The organism is Nonomuraea muscovyensis (assembly GCF_014207745.1).
GTDB classification, from domain to species: domain Bacteria; phylum Actinomycetota; class Actinomycetes; order Streptosporangiales; family Streptosporangiaceae; genus Nonomuraea; species Nonomuraea muscovyensis.
In genome coordinates this window covers 2,196,607-2,213,147 of record NZ_JACHJB010000001.1, presented here as the reverse complement: position 1 = coordinate 2,213,147, position 16,541 = coordinate 2,196,607, and the positions used below count along the sequence as shown (strand labels likewise).

Annotated in this window: 17 protein-coding genes; 10 read left to right on the top strand and 7 right to left on the bottom strand. The window is 73.0% G+C overall.

Annotated elements, in window-relative coordinates:
* The first annotated feature begins 150 nt into the window (after positions 1-150).
* From FHU36_RS45530 to FHU36_RS10480, 3 genes are read left to right on the top strand one after another with little or no spacing between them, the layout of a single operon-like run.
* Positions 151-1,278, top strand: a complete 1,128-nt coding sequence (locus tag FHU36_RS45530) for a type III polyketide synthase (protein ID WP_185083531.1) — start codon at positions 151-153, stop codon at positions 1,276-1,278.
* A gap of 5 nt (positions 1,279-1,283) precedes the next feature.
* Positions 1,284-1,814 (top strand): isoprenylcysteine carboxyl methyltransferase family protein, encoded by a 531-nt coding sequence (locus FHU36_RS10485; protein WP_185083530.1) that lies wholly within the window; start codon positions 1,284-1,286, stop codon positions 1,812-1,814.
* Complete coding sequence (locus FHU36_RS10480) at positions 1,766-2,872, top strand: NAD(P)/FAD-dependent oxidoreductase (protein WP_312891527.1); 1,107 nt, start codon at positions 1,766-1,768, stop codon at positions 2,870-2,872. Before FHU36_RS10485 ends, FHU36_RS10480 begins: the two co-directional genes overlap by 49 nt.
* A gap of 16 nt (positions 2,873-2,888) precedes the next feature.
* Here the strand turns inward: FHU36_RS10480 and FHU36_RS10475 are convergent, their stop codons facing one another.
* Entirely contained in the window at positions 2,889-3,137 is a 249-nt protein-coding gene (locus FHU36_RS10475) for a hypothetical protein (protein WP_185083529.1), read from the bottom strand.
* Between the two features lie 108 nt (positions 3,138-3,245).
* Positions 3,246-4,055 (bottom strand): alpha/beta fold hydrolase, encoded by an 810-nt coding sequence (locus FHU36_RS10470; protein ID WP_185083528.1) that lies wholly within the window; start codon positions 4,053-4,055, stop codon positions 3,246-3,248.
* Between the two features lie 129 nt (positions 4,056-4,184).
* Between FHU36_RS10470 and FHU36_RS10465 the strand changes: the two genes are divergently transcribed.
* From FHU36_RS10465 to FHU36_RS10455, 3 genes are all read left to right on the top strand, one after another.
* Complete coding sequence (locus FHU36_RS10465) at positions 4,185-5,633, top strand: helix-turn-helix domain-containing protein (RefSeq protein ID WP_185083527.1); 1,449 nt, start codon at positions 4,185-4,187, stop codon at positions 5,631-5,633.
* A gap of 236 nt (positions 5,634-5,869) precedes the next feature.
* The gene (locus FHU36_RS10460; RefSeq protein WP_185083526.1) at positions 5,870-6,253 is read left to right on the top strand and encodes a DUF6223 family protein; all 384 of its coding nucleotides are present in this window, start codon (positions 5,870-5,872) and stop codon (positions 6,251-6,253) included.
* 188 nt (positions 6,254-6,441) lie between these two features.
* Positions 6,442-6,936 carry a hypothetical protein gene (locus tag FHU36_RS10455; protein ID WP_185083525.1) on the top strand — a complete coding sequence of 165 codons (495 nt, stop codon included), beginning with the start codon at positions 6,442-6,444 and terminating at the stop codon, positions 6,934-6,936.
* Between the two features lie 17 nt (positions 6,937-6,953).
* On the opposite strand, the gene FHU36_RS10450 is transcribed toward FHU36_RS10455, so the two are convergent.
* The gene (locus tag FHU36_RS10450) at positions 6,954-7,907 is read right to left on the bottom strand and encodes an NAD-dependent epimerase/dehydratase family protein (RefSeq protein ID WP_185083524.1); all 954 of its coding nucleotides are present in this window, start codon (positions 7,905-7,907) and stop codon (positions 6,954-6,956) included.
* Between the two features lie 39 nt (positions 7,908-7,946).
* The gene (locus tag FHU36_RS10445; RefSeq protein ID WP_185083523.1) at positions 7,947-8,801 is read right to left on the bottom strand and encodes an SDR family oxidoreductase; all 855 of its coding nucleotides are present in this window, start codon (positions 8,799-8,801) and stop codon (positions 7,947-7,949) included.
* 130 nt (positions 8,802-8,931) lie between these two features.
* Between FHU36_RS10445 and FHU36_RS10440 the strand changes: the two genes are divergently transcribed.
* A complete protein-coding gene (locus tag FHU36_RS10440; protein WP_185083522.1) occupies positions 8,932-9,345 on the top strand; it encodes a winged helix-turn-helix transcriptional regulator in 414 nt (137 codons plus the stop codon).
* A 28-nt stretch (positions 9,346-9,373) separates the two neighbouring features.
* Here the strand turns inward: FHU36_RS10440 and FHU36_RS10435 are convergent, their stop codons facing one another.
* Together FHU36_RS10435 and FHU36_RS10430 are read right to left on the bottom strand one after the other, a co-directional pair.
* Positions 9,374-10,132, bottom strand: coding sequence for a LamG domain-containing protein (locus FHU36_RS10435; RefSeq protein WP_185083521.1), 759 nt, complete (start codon positions 10,130-10,132; stop codon positions 9,374-9,376).
* A gap of 80 nt (positions 10,133-10,212) precedes the next feature.
* On the bottom strand, positions 10,213-10,623 hold the full coding sequence (locus FHU36_RS10430) for a nuclear transport factor 2 family protein (RefSeq protein WP_185083520.1): 411 nt from the start codon (positions 10,621-10,623) through the stop codon (positions 10,213-10,215).
* A 166-nt stretch (positions 10,624-10,789) separates the two neighbouring features.
* Here FHU36_RS10430 and FHU36_RS10425 point away from each other — a divergent pair, with 166 nt between their 5' ends.
* Positions 10,790-13,687, top strand: a complete 2,898-nt coding sequence (locus FHU36_RS10425; RefSeq protein ID WP_185083519.1) for an AfsR/SARP family transcriptional regulator — start codon at positions 10,790-10,792, stop codon at positions 13,685-13,687.
* A 37-nt stretch (positions 13,688-13,724) separates the two neighbouring features.
* Positions 13,725-14,957: an FAD-dependent monooxygenase gene (locus FHU36_RS10420; RefSeq protein WP_185083518.1), complete on the top strand. Its 1,233-nt coding sequence runs from the start codon at positions 13,725-13,727 to the stop codon at positions 14,955-14,957.
* 49 nt (positions 14,958-15,006) lie between these two features.
* On the opposite strand, the gene FHU36_RS10415 is transcribed toward FHU36_RS10420, so the two are convergent.
* Entirely contained in the window at positions 15,007-15,930 is a 924-nt protein-coding gene (locus tag FHU36_RS10415; RefSeq protein ID WP_185083517.1) for an alpha/beta fold hydrolase, read from the bottom strand.
* 80 nt (positions 15,931-16,010) lie between these two features.
* Here FHU36_RS10415 and FHU36_RS10410 point away from each other — a divergent pair, with 80 nt between their 5' ends.
* Positions 16,011-16,541 carry a CGNR zinc finger domain-containing protein gene (locus FHU36_RS10410; protein WP_312891526.1) on the top strand — a complete coding sequence of 177 codons (531 nt, stop codon included), beginning with the start codon at positions 16,011-16,013 and terminating at the stop codon, positions 16,539-16,541.

Genomic DNA, 16,541 nt, shown 5'->3' with positions numbered 1-16,541 from the left:
CGATCGTAGGCCCGCCCGCGCGGCCGCCCCGCGGACCGGGCCGTCGCCTGACCAAGGCTGGACGGGATTGGCGGCACTTCGTGGGCTTATCGGGCGCCGGTCAGGGAACCGTCCGGAGAGTCGGAGCAAGCACCTGACGGGGGAGCCCACATGACCCGTATCGCCGCGGTACGAGCCTCGTTTCCCCCCAACCGCTACCCGCAGGCCGAGCTGACCGACATGGCGGCGCGGATCTGCCTGCCGGAGGGCGCCGACCGCGGGGTGCTCGAGCGTTTACACCACAGCGCCCGGGTCGAGTTCCGCAACCTCGCCCTGCCGATCGAGCGGTACGACAAGCTCGACGGCTTCGGCGCGGCCAACGAGGTGTTCGTGTCCACCGCGGTCGAGCTGGGGACGGAGACCGTCGGGGCCGCGCTGCGGGCCGCCGGGGTCGCGCCGGACGAGGTGGACCTGATCATGTTCACCTCGGTCACCGGCGTCGCCGCGCCCTCCGTGGACGCCCGGATCGCCGGGCGGCTGGGGCTGCGGCCCGACGTCAAGCGGGTACCCGTCTTCGGGCTCGGCTGCGTCGCGGGCGCCGCGGGGCTGGCCAGGCTGCACGACTACCTGCGCGGCTGGCCGGACCACGTGGCGGTCCTGCTGTCGGTGGAGCTGTGCTCCCTGACGGTGCAGCGCGGCGACGCCTCACCCGCCAACCTGGTGGCCAGCGCCCTGTTCGGCGACGGCGCCGCGGCGGTGGTGGCCGTCGGCGGCGAACGGCCGGCAGGAGGGGGCGAGCGGCCGGCGGGAGGGGGCGAACGGTCCGCCGCGCCCGGTGGGGGCGAGGGGCCGGCGAACGGCGGGGGGCCGCGGGTGGTCGCCACGCGCGGGCACCTGTATCCGGGGTCGGAGCACGTCATGGGCTGGCAGGTGCGTGACACCGGGTTCGGGGTGCTGCTCGACGCCAGCGTGCCCGACGTCGTACGCCGCTACCTCGCCGACGACGTGCACGGGTTCCTGGCCGACCATGGGCTGACCCCGCGCGACGTGGCCGCGTGGGTGTGCCACCCGGGCGGCCCGAAGGTGCTGGAGGCGGTGGCCGAGACACTGGACCTGCCGCCCGGCGCGCTGGACCTGACGTGGCGGTCGCTGGCCGCCAACGGCAACCTGTCGTCGTCGTCGGTGCTCAACGTGCTGGCCGACACCATCGCGCTCCGCCCACCCGAACCGGGTGCCCACGGCCTGCTCATCGCGATGGGCCCGGGGTTCTGCTCCGAGCTCGTGCTGCTGCGCTGGTGACCGCCATGACCTGGTACCTGCTGCTCATCCTCCTCGTCGCGCTGGAGCGCCTCGCGGAGCTCGTCGTCTCCCGGCGCAACGCCCGCTGGAGCCTGGAGCGGGGCGGCGTCGTCAGCGGCCAGGGCCACTACCCGTGGATGGTGGCCCTGCACACCGGCCTGCTCGCCGGCGCGCCCCTGGAGGTGTGGCTCGCCGACCGGCCGTTCCTGCCGGCGCTCGGCTGGCCGATGCTGGCCCTGGTCGTCGCCGCGCAGGGGCTGCGCTGGTGGTGCATCGCCACGCTCGGCCCCCGCTGGAACACCCAGGTCATCGTCGTGCCGGGGCTGCCGCTGGTGACGCGCGGGCCCTACCGGTTCGGATGGCTGCGGCACCCGAACTACGTGGCCGTCATCGTGGAGGGCGTGGCGCTGCCGCTGGTGCACACGGCCTGGATCACCGCTGTCGTGTTCACGGTGCTGAACGCGGCGATGATGGTGGTCCGGATCAGGTGCGAGAACGCGGCGCTCGCGACCGTGCCGGGGCGGGCCGGGGGTTGATCGACGTCCTGGTGGCCGGCGGTGGCCCGGCCGGACTGGCCACGGCGATCCACGCCGCGCTCGCCGGGATGGAGGCGGTCGTCGTCGAGCCGCGTACCGGGCCGGTGGACAAGGCGTGCGGCGAGGGGCTGATGCCCGGGGGCGTGGCCGCGCTGGCGGCGATGGGCGTGCACCCGGCGGGCCGGCCGCTGCGCGGCATCCACTACCTCGACGGCCGGCACCAGGCGCGGGCGGCCTTCGGCCACGCCGACGGGCGGGGCGTGCGGCGTACCGTGCTGCACGCGGCGCTGGCCCGCCGCGCCGCCGAGCTGGGCGTCACGACGGTCGCGGGACGGGTGCGGGAGGTCCGCCAGGACCGCGACGGGGTGGTGGCGGCCGGGCTGCGCGCCCGCTGGCTCGTCGCGGCGGACGGCCTGCACTCGCCGGCGCGCCGCTCGCTGGGCCTCGACCTGCCCGACCGGGGGCCGCGCCGGTACGGGCTGCGGGCCCACTTCCGCCTGGCCCCGTGGACCGACTTCGTCGAGGTCCACTGGTCGGGCGACGGCGGCGAGGCGTACGTGACGCCGGTGGCCGACGACCTGGTCGGCGTGGCGATCCTGACCTCGCGGCGCCGCCCGTACCCCGAGCACCTGGCGGCCTTCCCCGCGCTGCTCGCCCGCCTGGCAGGGGCGGGCGCGGGCGACGGCACCGCGCCCGGGATGGAGGGCCGCACCGAGCCCGTGACTGTCGTGCTCGGTGCGGGCCCGCTGCGGCGGCGGGTGCGGGCGCGGGTGGCCGGGCGGATCCTGCTGGTCGGCGACGCCGCGGGCTACACCGACGCGCTCACCGGCGAGGGGGTCTCCCTCGCCGTGCGGTGCGCCGAGGCCCTGGTCGGCTGCCTCCGGCGGGACCGGCCGCAGGACTACGAGCGCGCCTGGCGGCGGCTGTCGCGCACGCACCGGCTGCTCACCGGCGCGCTGCTGCTCGCGGCCCACCGTCCCGCCACGGCCCGCCTGGTGGTGCCCGCGGCCCAGCGCATGCCGGCGCTCTTCACGAGCGTGGTCCGCGCCCTGGCCTGATGCCCGCCGGGCGCGGCTACCGCGACACGTACGCCGCGAGGATGTCCGCGGCCCCCTGGGCGTCGTTCACCGGGTGCCGCTTGTTGGCGCTCTCCCAGGAGTAGTAGGCGTCGCCGTAGCCGACGAACACCCACACGGGCAGCCCCGGGTGGGGCCGGTGCACCATGAGCGCCGTGTTGTTGTCGCGCAGCTCCGCGTGGACGCCCAGCCGGGCGAGACGGTCGCGGAGCCGCACGAGGTCGTTCCCCTGGTCGGTCCAGGTCATGACGGAAGGAGTGGTCGGGTTCACGTGACTGATCCCGTTCTGCGGATAAAAGGACGCTTGCGCCGCATAGGTCATCAAGTCGGACATTTCTCCCAGTAAACCGGCAGGTCAGGAGCGCAGGAACACGTTGAGGATTTCGTTGAACCGGTCCGGCTCCTCGCTGAAGGGAGCGTGGCCGCTGTTGTCGAACCGGGCCACCTGCGCCTGCGGCAACTGCTCGGCCAGCCAGTCGTCCAGTCTGCCGGGGAAGATCTTGCTGCGCGTCCCGTACATGAGCAGCGTCGGCACCGACAGCGACTGCAGCACCGGCCGCAGGTCGGCGTAGGCCATGTCGTACCACACCGACAGCGCCGCCGACGTGGCCGTCTTCGTCGTCTCGGCGTAGACCGCGTCCACCACCTCGGCCGGTGGCGTCTCGGCGAAGCACGCGGCGATGAACGGCTTGACCACGCTCGGCCGGGCGTACCGCATGCCCTGCGTGAAGACGGCGAGGTCGGTCGTCGAGTAACCGCCCATCAGCGGGAAGTCCCAGTCCTCCCCGTCCAGGAACCTCGGCGACTGGTCCACGAACGCCGCCGAGCGCATCAGGTCGCAGCCGAACTGCCGCACGTAGGCCAGGATCACGGCGGTGCCCATCGACCAGCCCACCATGCACACGTCCCGGACACCGAGGTGCACCAGCAGGTCGCGCACGTCGCGGGCGTACTGGTCGAGGGTGTGTCCCTCGTCCGTCTTGCCCGACAGTCCGTGCCCGCGCAGGTCCACGGTGATGACCCGGTTGGTCTCGCTCAACGGGCCGGCGTTCTGTCCCCAGAACGTGCTGTTCATCGTCCAGCCGTGGATGAGCAGCACCGCCGGGCCCGAGCCCCGGTCCTCGTAGTAGAGCGGCACGCCGTCCGGCAATTCCAGATACGCCATCCTGTCCTCCCCAAAGGTTGGAAATCGTCCAGCCGTAACGACTATCCGGGGTTGGGGACCGTCGGGCCAAGATCTGCGTTCGCGTTGCAAAGGGGTTGCATGCGGCATTAGCTTTCTTGGCAGGACATCATGGACGATTTGACGCGACGGCTCGGCCGCGCCCGCGAGGACGCGTTCGCCGGCGCGCTCCCTGACACCCCGGCGGATGCTCCGGGCAGCACCGGGAGCGGCCGGCGGGTGGCGAGGGTTCGCCCCGAGGTGCGGGCGTCCTGGGACCGCGCCCGCCTCCAGGGCGTCCACCCCGACCGGTCCCTGCCGCCCGTCGAACTGCCGGGCGACCGGGTACGCGGGCTGCGGCGCGCCCATCCGCTGGCCTCGGTCTGGCCCACGCTGCTCGGCACGCTGGGTGACGCCGCCGGCCAGCCCGGCCATCTCGTCTTCGTCAGCGACGAGTCCGGACACCTGCTGTGGGTCATGGGCGACCGCTCCACCCGGCGGCTGGCCGAGCAGGCCAACCTGGTGCCCGGCGCGCTGTGGAGCGAGGACCACGCGGGCACCAGCGGCGTGGGCACGGCGCTGGCGCTGGGCCGGCCGTTCCTCGTCCGCGGGCCCGAGCACTTCCTGTCGGTCGCGACGGGTTTCACCTGCTCGGCCGCGCCCATCCGCAACCCCGTCACCGGCGAGACGGTCGGCGCGGTGGACGTGACCTGCGCCGCCCGCTACGCCAACGCGCTGTCGCTGCCGCTCGTCACCGCCGCCGCGCGGCTCGCCGAGGCGCTGCTGGGCGAGCGGACCAGGCAGCAGGACGAGCTGATGCGCATGCGCTACCTCGACCACGTCATCCGCCACAAGGGCATCAAGAGCGCGCTGGTCAGCGCCGACGGCCGCGTGCTGCACGCCTCCCCGGACGGCGGGCTGCCCCGGCGCTGGCCCTGGCCGCCCCGGGAGGGCCCGGCGAGGCTGCCCGACGGGCGGCACGTGCTGTTCGAGCGGCTGGCTCCCGCCGGCCCGTTCGCCGTGCGGTACACCGACGACCCGTCAGGCACGGAGGAGTCCCTCCAGGCGCGGGTCCTCGGCCGGGATCGCGCGCTGCTGCGGATCAACGGGGTCGAGCACGAGCTCAGCGCCCGGCACAGCGACCTCCTCGTGCTGCTGGCTGCCCACCCGGCCGGGCTGACCGCCGACGCGATCGTCCGGGAGGCGTACGGGCCGGGCGGCAAGCCGGTCACGGTCCGCGCCGAGATGACCAGGCTGCGCCGCGTCCTCGGCTACCACCTGGGCTCCGACCCCTACCGGCTGCTCGGCGGGGCCGAGGCCGACTTCCTCGCCCTGGACGCCGACCTGGCCGGCGCGCCGGTCGGCGAGCTGCTCGACCGCTACCCGGGGCCGCTGCTGCCGTCCTCGCGCTCGGCGGGGGTCGCGGCGCTGCGCGACCGGCTGCACCGCAGGCTGCGGGAGAAGGTGCTGTCCCACGGCGACGTGGACGCCCTGACCCGCTGGGTCACCTCGCCGCACGGCCGCGACGACACCCTCGCCCGCCAGGTGCTCGCCTCTCTCGGCGAGGGTCACCGCCGCTAGCCCCGTTTTCCTGTTCGCGGATCGCCGGGTTGCGGCTCTTGACGCGCGCCAGGGCCGACGACGCCGGAGCGGCCCATCAGCAAACCGGCACGGCCCGCGCCTACCGCGGGCGCGGTAGATCCGCTGTTCTTGCGGCGTCCGCGGTAGGGCGTAGTGCGTCCGTCAGCACGATGACCGGCGGCGGGTTCAGCGGACATAGTTCTGGCGTCCAGTCGTTGGAAGAGGAGGAGCACCTCATGTCCGTCCTATTCGTGCTTGCCGCGCCGATCTGTACGACGCCGGCAGAATGCGCGGGCCAGGGAGTCGACACCTTCCTCGGGACCCCTGAGCGAATCTGGGCCAGTGTGGCCGCACTGGTGGCGTTGGGCGCCGTGGTCATCGGCTGGCTGGCGCTGCGCTCCAGCCGCCGTATCGGCGACGGCGAGCGGAAGGGGGCCATCGTCGCCCTGGTCGGTGGCCTGACCGGCGCGGTCAACGGCGCGGCGAACCTGGCTGTCGCCGACGGCGGTCTCGGCACCGGCAACGGAGTATTCGGAGGCGCTGTGGCCCTGGCGCTTGGGCTGGTCGGTGCGGTCCTCGGCGGGCTGGCTCTGGCTCGCGCTCAAGTCCGCCCCACCTGACCGGCCCCGTTTCCGCATGTGAGTGATCTTCAGCGGAGGTCTCGTGGATCGATGTCGAGCAGGTCCAGGAGACGGAGTTGGATCCCGGGCGGCCGCTCGGATTGCCGGTCTCCTCGGATGCCCCAAGAGTGCGCATTCTCCCGCACGCCGCGCCGCCCGCTCGGCGAGCCCGCGACGACACTGCTGCCATGAGCGCGTCTGTCCCGCCCCCCACCCGCGACCATCCGGAGTACGTGGGCGCCGTGTACGGCTCGCTGCTGGCCGCCTCCGTGGTCGCCGGCAGCGCGGCGGACGGCACGCCCACCTCGCCGGGGGACCTGGTGGTGGTGCTGATCAGCACCGGCGTCGTGTTCTGGATCGCCCACCTGTACGTCCAGGTGGTCGGCAGGGGAGCACCGCTGACCTGGCCGCGGCTGCGCGAGGCGGGCCGGCAGGAGTGGCCGCTGGCCCAGGCCGCGTTCCCGCCCGCCATCGCGGCGGCGCTCGCCTCGGCGCTCGGCATGTCGGACGCCGTGGCGAGCTGGGCCGCACTGGCCGTCGCGGTGGCCGGCCAGGTGACCTGGGCGGTCGGCGCCGCGGTCCGCACGCGCTCCTCCACGAGCGTGGTCGTCCTGTCGGGCCTGGCCAACCTCGTTCTGGGCCTGGCGATCGTGCTGCTCAAAACGCTCGTGGCCGCCCACTGACCCCGACCGGCGGCGGCCTACCGGGTGATCGTGCCCGCCTCGACCAGCCAGTCGACCGCCTCGGCGACCGCGTCGAGAGCGGTGTGGCGGGGCCGGTGGCCGAGCAGGCGCAGCGCCTTGTCCATGCTGCAGTGGGGGCTGTGCGCGATGTGGTCGTAGGTCACCCGGGCGTCCTCCTCGGACACCGTCTCGCGCCACCGCTCCCACGGCAGGTAGGTCAGCCGGGGCTCCTGCCCGAACCAGCCCGCCACCGCCTCGGCGTAGCCGCGCAGCGTCAGCGCGGAGGCGGCGACGGAGTGGATGTTCTCGCCCGTGGCGGCCGTGGGGCCGGCCAGCGCGTCCATGAACAGCCGCGCCACGTCGTCGGCGTGGACGTGGTGCACGGTCTCCATGCCCAGGTGGGGCAGGGCCAGCTCGGCGCCGTCGGCGAGTGTCTGGAACACGGCCGGGTTGATGTTGCCCGCCGGGTTGACCGGCGCCCAGCCGGGGCCCACGATGTGGCCGGGGTGGATGACGGTGGCAGGGAACCCGTCGCGGTGCGCCCGGTCCAGCAGGTATGCCTCGATGGCGGCCTTCTGGCGGCCGTAGTCGGCGATCGGCCGGCGCGGCCGGTCCTCGGTGGTCGGCACCCGGGTGCTGGGCCCGTGCACCCAGATCGTGCCGCAGTGCAGGAAGTGGCGGACCCGGCCGGTCAGCGCGGTGGCGAGGTGGCGCGCGCTCTGCTCGGTGAAGCAGATCAGGTCGATGACCGCGTCGCCCTCCAGCCCGGCGATCCGCGCGCCGAACGTGCCGTCGGCCTCCTCGGCGGCGCGGTCGGCCCGCACGGTGGTGACCCGCTGCCAGGCCCGGTGCGGGCTGTAGGGCTCGCGGTTGCCCCGGCTCACCGCGACCACGTCATGGCCGGCGTCGACGAGCCGGGGGACGAGGTAGGTGCCGATGTGGCCACTGGCGCCGATCACCACTACACGCATGCGCCCCAGCCTAGCCACCGGGGCGGAGCGGCCCCCGGCTCAGGACTTCAGCGCGGCGGCGATGGCGTCCGCGATCGGCGTGGTCGGGCGGCCGATCAGCCGCGACAGGTCGCCCGTGACGGTCGCCAGCAGCCCCCGGGAGATGGCGGCGTCCACGTCCACCAGCACGTCGGCGAACGGCGCGGGCACACCGGCGCCGACCAGGATCTCCCGGTAGGTCTCGGCGGGCACGTTCGAGTGGACGATCTCCCTGCCGGTCTGCCGCGACAGCTCGGCGGCGTACTCGGCGAAGCTCCAGGCGACGTCGCCGCTCAGCTCGTACGCGGTGTTCTCGTGGCCCTCGCCGGTCAGCACGGCGACCGCGGCGGCGGCGTAGTCGGCCCGGGCGGCTGAGGCGATCCGGCCCTCGCCGGTGCTGCTCACGACGGCGCCGTGCTCCAGCGCCTGGCCCAGGTTGCCGGTGTAGACCTCGTGGTACCAGCCGTTGCGCAGGAACACGTACGGTACGCCCGAGTCGAGGATCGCCTGCTCGGTGATCTGGTGCTCGCGGGCCAGCTCGAAGTCGGCGGCGGGCCCGCCGAGCACGCTGGTGTAGGCGAGCAGGGCGACGCCGGCCTCCCGGGCGGCGTCCACGACCGCGCGGTGCTGCGGGACGCGCCGCCCCGGCTCGCTGCCGGAGACGAACAGCACCCGGTCACCCGCGCCGAAGGCGCCCTTGAGCGAGGCGGGGTCGTCGTAGTCGGCGACGCGCACCTCGACGCCGCGTGCCGCGAGGTCGGCGGCCTTTCGCGCGTCGCGGGCGACGGCGGCGATCCGGTCGGCGGGGACGTTCGCCAGCAGGCCCTCGACGGCGAGGCGGCCGAGCGATCCGGTGGCTCCGGTGACGACGTACATGGCAGGCACTTCCTTCGGCAGAGGTGGCGGGACGCCGCGCGCCCCAGCGGCGCGGCCCTTCCACCATGACACTTTCTCAGAGAAAGTGCAAACTAAAAGAAAGTGCTTCCCTGGGGGTAGTATCTCGGGTATGGACGCACACCCGCAGCCGGTCGTCGCCCCCGAAGAGCTGTCCAAGCTGGAGTTCGACGTCTTCGCCCGCGCCTGCGCCTCCCGCGAGACGTTCGAGCGCATCAGCGGGCGCTGGGGTCCGCTCGTCCTGGTCGGCCTGCACGAGGGGCCGATGCGCTTCAACGAGCTGCGCCGCCACGTGCAGGGGGTGAGCGACAAGATGCTCACCCAGACCCTGCAGGGCCTGGAGCGCGACGGCTTCGTCCACCGGCAGGCCCGCGAGGGCTTCCCGTCGCGCGTCGACTACAGCCTCACCCCGCTCGGCACCCGCACCGCGGTCAAGCTGCTGGAGCTCATCGAGCAGCTCGAAGGCGACATGCCGCACGTCCTGGCGGCCCGCGCCGCCTACGACCGGACACACTCCCCGCGCTGACCGGCCGGCGTCCCTCCCCTGGGCGGACCTACCTCCGGGTGAAGAACACCTCGTCCAGGTCGCCGTGGAACTGGTCGGTCTGCCCGTCGTGCTGACCGGAGTGCACCCGCTTGCCGCCGATCAGCGCCGTGCCGGCGGGCCGGATCGAGCCCAGCGGGGCGGCCGCGTGCGCGGGCGGCGTGATCGGCTCGCCGGTCGCCGGGTCGAGCACCCGGATCTGGAAGAGCGCCCGCGACAGCCGCGCGCACCGCACCCGGTGCCACCGCCCGACGGGCATCCGGTACGTGCCCGCGGTCAGCAGCACCGCGCCGGCGCCGTCGGACCAGCGGCACGACGGGCGCCCGCCGTCCACCTGGAGCTTCCACTGCGCGTGGCCCGGCCCGGCCGGCCCGAACTGCCACACGTTCATCCCGGCGTCCGTCGGCGGTTCGGCGGTCAGCCGCACGTCGGCGCCGAAGCTGAACCGTGCGTCGCCGTCGCCGGGCACCAGCGCCCCGGACTCGGCCGGCCGCACCACCGCCTGCGGGCAGGGCGCGGCCGAGCACCTTCCGGCGGGAAAGCGCAGGAACGCCCCGCCGCCCTCGCCCCTGCCGGCCGGGACGGCGACCACCCGGCCGCCGCCCGAGGTCAGCACCGTGCCGTGCCGGCCGTGGCGCCCGCCGTCGGCGACCAGCCCGGCGTCCGTCAGCGTGCCGCCGTAGCGGACCTCGTCGTCCGGCCGGGCGGCGGCCGGGCCGACGACCAGCGTCAGCGCCGCCGCCGCGGACACGGAGGCGATCCTCCTCATGACGTCGAGTGCACCAGCGATCGCCCAGCCGGTCAACGCGCCGGTCAACGCGCCGGTCAGCGTGCCGGTCTACGCGCCGGTCAACGTGCGGAGAGGGCCTCGGCCACGGTCAGGCTGTCCTCGTAGATGTGGTAGCGGGTGATGAGCCCGTCCTCGACCGTCAGGTGCAGGGCGAAGGGCGAGGTGTAGGCCTTGCCGTTGGCCTTGACCGTCTGCACGATGTGGCCCAGCACGACCGCGTCCGCGCCGTCGACCAGGATCCGCGTGACGGACGTGCCGTTCGCCTCGGGCACGTGATACTCCTCCAGCATCCGGAAGTGCCCGGCGACGTCGGCCCGCCCCGTCCGGGGCCTGATCCACGGCACCGCCGGATGCCCCTCGGCGGGCCAGTCGAGCTGCCAGTCGATCCGCTCGGCGAACAGCTCCGCCGCCCCGTCGTGGTCGCCCGTCGCCATCCGGCCCAGCAGTCGTTCGACAATCTCTCGCGTCATGTGACGAGTCTCGCGCGAGCGGTGCGGCCCGTCGATTACGTGGCAGGTAATGCACAGGCGTCGCAAAGGGTCGGCTGGGGTCGATCGGATCCACGTGCCCTGTGGCGCGCGGGACCGGCGCGGGCGCAAAAGGGTAGGTCATACAAGGAATGCGAGAATGTCGGCCATGCGGTTTGGCATCCTCGGCCCCCTGGACGTGCGCACCGACACCGGAGAGCAGGTCACGGTGGGCGGACCACGGCCGCGTGCGCTGCTGACGATCTTGCTGGTGAACGCGGGCCGGGTGGTCGGCGTGGAGCAGCTGATCGACGGGCAGTACGGCGAGGATCCGCCCGCCGGGGCCGCCAACGCGATCCAGGCGCAGGTCTCGCGGTTGCGCAAGCACCTGCCCGTGGAGTTCGACGGGGTGGGTTACCGGCTGGCGATCGACCCGCTGGATGTGGATGTGCACCGGTTCCGGCAGCTGGCCGGTGAGGGGCGGCGGCTGCTGGCCTCGGGCGGATTCCGGGAGGCGCGCGGGCTGCTGCGCGAGGCGGTGGACCTCTGGCGTGGGCCCGCGCTGGTCGATCTGCCCTTCGGCCAGGCACAGCTGGCCTGGTTGGAGGAGCTCCGGCTGGCGGCCTGGGAAGATCTGGCGGAGGCCGAGCTGGCCCTGCCCGAAGGCACGTCGGTGGCCGAGTTACAGCGCCTGGTGGCCGGGCATCCGCTGCGTGAGCGGCTGGTCGGGTTGCTGATGCGGGCCCTGCACGCCGCCGGGCGGCCAGCGGAGGCGTTGAGGGTCTTCGACGAGACCCGGCGGTTGCTGGTGGAGGAGCTCGGTGCCGACCCTTCGCCAGAGCTGGCGGAGCTCCATCTGGGTATCCTCCGGGCCGGGAAACCTCGGCGGCACGGGGTGGCGGCGCAGCTCACCAGCTTCGTGGGGCGGGAGCGGGAGCTTGAGGCACTGGGGGACGCCCGGCTGATCACCCTGGTCGGGCCGGGTGGGGTGGGCAAGACCCGGCTCGCCGTCGAAGCCGCCAGGCGGTCCGCCCGTGAGACATGTTTTGCGGATTTGTCGCCTGTTTCCGAGCAGGTGGACCAGGCGGTGCTGGCCGCACTGGGCGTCCGCGACGGAGGCGTGCCGGGGATGAGCCCGGCTGACCGGCTGGTGACCGCGCTCTCGGATCGCGAACTCCTGCTCATCCTGGACAACTGCGAACATGTCATCGAGGCTGCCGCCGCACTGGCACGCCACCTGCTCGGTGAATGCCCCGGTCTGAGCCTGCTGGCCACCAGCCGCGAGCCGCTCGGCCTGACCGGCGAGACGATTGTCCCGTTGGCGCCCCTGGGCACCGCCTCGGCGATCCGGCTCTTCGCCGACCGCGCTGCCGCCGTGCGTCAGGGCTTCGAGCTCACCGAGGACAACCTCGACGCGGTGAGTTCCATCTGCGCCACGCTTGACGGACTGCCGCTGGCGATCGAGCTGGCCGCCGCCCGGTTGCGGTTCTTCCCGGTGGAGGAGATCGCCGCCCGGCTGACCGCCGACGGCCGGTTCCGGTTGCTCTCCCGGGGGGACCGTACGGCTGCCGCCAGGCACCAGACCCTGCACGCGGTGGTGGAGTGGAGCTGGGACCTGCTGAGCGCTGAGGAGCGGGAGCTGGCCACGCGCTTCTCGGTCTTCGCGGGCGGAGCCTCGCTCGATGCCGTGGAAGCGATTTGCGGCGATATTACGGACCTGGTGGATAAGTCGCTGGTTGTGGCCGAGGGTGGTCGTTACCGGATGTTCGAGACGATCCGCCTGTTCTGTGCTTCCGGCCTGACCGACGACATCCGGGCCGAGCATGCGCGTTACTACCTGGAACTGGCACAGCAGGCCGATCCGCATCTGAGGCGGGCCGAGCAGCTCGTCTGGCTGGCCCGGCTGTCCGACGAGTACAACAACCTGATGGCCGCGCTGCGCCACGACCCCGAGACCGGGCAGCGCATGGTCGCGGCGCTGGCGGCGTACTGGTGGCTGAGCGGGCGACGCGGCGGGGTGGGCGAGCTGGCCGCCGGGCTGCTGGAGCTTCGGCCAGGGCTGGAGGAGGAGTACATGGCCTGCGTGCTGCACGCCGTACCGCGCGCCGCGCCCGAGCACTGGGAGCGCGCGACCGAGATCATGCGGGCGACACGCCGGCCCCTGCGCCATCCGTTCCTGGCTCCGCTGTGGGGGATGCTCGTCGGGCCGGTGGGCTTCGAGGCCGACGTGCCCTTCCTCGGGGGCGACCCGTGGAGCGAGGCCCTGGAGCGGCTGGGCAACGCACTGCTGACCATGCATTCCGGTGATCCGGCCAAGGCCGAGCGGGAGCTGTCCGAGGTCCTCGACCAGTTCAGGAAGGTCGGTGAGCGCTGGGGGACAGCTCAGGCCTTGGATGGCCTCGCCGTACTGGCGAGCTGGCGCGGGCAGTGGGAGCGGGCCGGCGAGCTGTGGCGGGAAGCGATGGCGATGCTGGAGGAACTCGGCTCCGTGGAGGAGTGCGCGCAGGTGCTCGGGCGCTGGGCCGAGGCCCGCCTGCGCCAAGGCGAGCCGGAGGTCGCCGTGCGGGACTTCCGCAGGGCGGATGAATACGCCAGACAGGCGGGCCTGCCCGCCACCTCGCTTCTGGGGCTGGCCGAGGCGGCCAGGCTCCAAGGGGATCTCGACGAGGCACGCCGCCTCCTGGAGATGATGCCGGAGCCGACCGGAGGGTTCGGCCTGGAGGGGCAGCAGGCCCGCAGGCTGACCGAGCTGGCACGGCTGGACCGGGCGGGCGAGCTCCATCGGGAGGCGGTGTCGGTCGCCAAGCAGTCCTTCATGGTCGCCGACCTGGCCGCCGCTGTGGAGGGACTGGCGGAAGCCGTACCCGCGAAGCAGGCGGCCCTGCTGCTGGGCATCGCGGTCGCGCTTCGCGGGACCGCCCTCGCAGGCGACCCCGACGTGGCCAGGGTCGCCGCCGAAACGACCGCGGCGATCGGCGCCGAGGCGTTCGCCGAGCAGTTCGGCATGGGTGCGGCGATGAGCCGCGAGGACGCGCTGACAACGATCGAGGAGGTTGTCAGCGGATAGGCGGTGATCTGTCAGCGGGGTTTCCGAGGGTAGAGCCATGACGAACATTTCGGTGCTCATCTCCGGTGCCAGCATCGCAGGCCCCGCCCTCGCCCACTGGCTTGCCCGCTCCGGTGCCACGGTGACCGTTGTGGAGAAGGCCCCCGTCCTCCGCACCGGCGGCCAGGCCGTTGACTTCAAGGGCGAGACCCACCTGGAGCTCCTGCGCCGCATGGGCATCCTGGAGGAGGTCGAGCGCCGCCAGACCGGGGGCACCGACCAGACGGTCATCGACTCGTACGGCAAGCGGATCACGGTCATGCCGGGCTGGTTCACCGGTGGCGACCTGGAGATTCTCCGCGGCGACCTGGCGGAGATCCTCTACGGGCGCACTCGTGACACGTGCCGGTACATCTTCGGCGACTCGATCACCTCGCTGACCGAGACCGCCTCGGGCGTCCACGTGACGTTCGAAAGGGGTGCGCCCCAGACCTTCGACGTGGTCGTCGGCGCGGACGGCATCCACTCCAACGTGCGCCGCCTGGCCTTCGGCCCGGAGGCGGACTACGTCAAGAACATGGGCCACTACTACGCGCTGGTGGACATGGAGCGTGTCGTGGACGAGCCGGTGATGTACAACGAGCCGGGCAGGCTCGTCTCCATCGGCGGCCCCAAGGCACCCGCCTTCTTCTGCTTCGCCTCGCCTGAGCTGACCTACGACCGCTACTCGGTGGCGGAGCAGAAGCAGATCCTGATCGACGCCTACCGCGGTATGGGCTGGCGGACACCCGAGATCCTGGCCAAGCTGGCCCGGGCGAGGGACGTCTACGTCGACGCCATCGCCCAGGTCACACTCGAGCGCTTCTCGAAGGGCCGGATCGTGCTGCTCGGCGACGCCGCCGCGGCCAACACCCTCGGCGGCGTCGGCACCGGCCTGGCCCTGGTCGCCGCCTATGTGCTGGCGGGCGAGCTGAGCCAGGCCGGCTACGGCACGGCCTTCGAACGCTACGAGGAGACCATCCGCCCGTTCATCAAGGCCGCCGACAGCAACAACGCGGGCCCCTTCCTGGCACCGCGCACCCGCAAGGGCATCTGGCTGCGCAACCAGCTGTTCAAGCGGCGCTTCCTGCTCAGCTCGATGGCCAAGATGGGGGAGAAGATGGCCGGCGGCCGCTTTGAGCTGCCCGACTACACCTCCTTGAGCCGGCCGGCGTCCACCACGGAGCCGGCTCCCGTCGTCGCCCCCGAGCGCGGCGACGCGAGCAGCGCGACCACGTCGGCGACCTCCTGACCTCGACCGAGCGGCCCGGTGGTGAGCTTCCCGGGGGCGACGCTGTCCATCAGGTGTCCAGGTTCGTCGCGGCTTCCAGAAGATCCCCAGAGTGGCCGGGCTCACGGCGGTCACCGGAACCGAGCGAGCGGAGGAAGTCGCGAATCAGGGCGGCACTGCTCGCGAGTTCGGTCGTCAGGGGGAAGTGGCCGGCGTCGAACAGGTGGATGCGCGCGTCCTTGAGGTCGCGGGCGAAGGCGCGTGCGCCGTCAGGGCCGAAGATCTCGTCGTTGCGTCCCCAGGCGGCCAGCAGCGGCGGCTGGTGGGAGCGCAGGTAGTCCTGCCACTCCCGGTAGCGCGGCGGGTTGGTGCCGTAGTCCAGGAACAGCGCGAGCTGGATCTCCTGGTTGCCGGGCCGGTCGAGCAGCGCCTGGTCGAAGGCCTCGTGGTCCGGGTTGACCAGCGTGGTGTCGGGCACGCCGTGGGTGTACTGCCAGTGCGTCGCCTCACGGGTGAGCAGGGCGCGCAGGGCGTCGCCGTTCTGCTCGGACGGCTCGGCCCAGTAGGCCTTGATCGGCTCCCAGAACGGGGTCAGGCCCTCCTCGTAGGCGTTGCCGTTCTGGGTGACGATGCCGGTGATCCGCTCCGGGTGGCGCACCGCGAGCCGGAACCCCACGGGCGCGCCGTAGTCGTGCACGTAGACGGCGTAGCGGGTCACGCCGATCGTGTCGAGCAGCCGGTCGACCACGTCGGCGAGGTGGTCGAAGGTGTAGTCCCACTCCTGCACGGAGGGCGCCGAGCTGTGCCCGTAGCCGGGGTAGTCGGGCGCGATCAGGTGGAACTCGTCGGCCAGCTCGGCGATCAGCGCCTGGTAGACGATCGACGAGGTGGGGAAGCCGTGCAGGAGGACCAGCGTGGGCGCCGACGGGTCGCCGGCCTCCCGGTAGAAGACGTCCAGCCCGTCGATCCGCGCGGTGCGGTATGCGATCGTCATGTTAACTCCCTAAAGGCGTTTTGGTAGTTAAGTGATAGCATGGCCAGTGTTAACCGGTCAAATCGCTTTGGAGGGTTAGTGTGAGGATCCGGCCGCTACGCGGTGAGCCCGTGGGGCTGGACCTGGTGGACACCGTCTGGGTGGAGCACGACACCCTCCTCGACCAGTTCGACACCCCCGAGGGCGTGCTGGCCTGGCTGGCCGATCACGACCTGCCGGGCGGCGACGACCTCGAACGGGTGCGCGACCGGCTGACGCGGGCCCGGGCCGCCATGCGCGACCTGCTCGAAGGGCGCGGCTCCGCGCCGCTCAACGCCGTGCTCTCCCACGGCGGCCGGCGGCCCCAGGTCGGCGACGACGGGCCGTACGAGACGCTGGTGCTGGACGACCCGTCCTGGCACGCCGCGTGGACGGCCGCCGCCGACCTGGTGCGCGAGCTGCGCGAGCGCCCCGAGCGGGTACGGCGCTGCGGCAATCCGCGGTGCGTGCTCTGGTTCCTCGACGTGAGCAAGAACGGCAGCCGCCGCTGGTGCCGGATGGACGTGTGCGGCAACCGGGCCAAGGTCGGCCGCTACAACCGGCGCCAGCGGGCTTCGGGGGAGGGGCCGTAG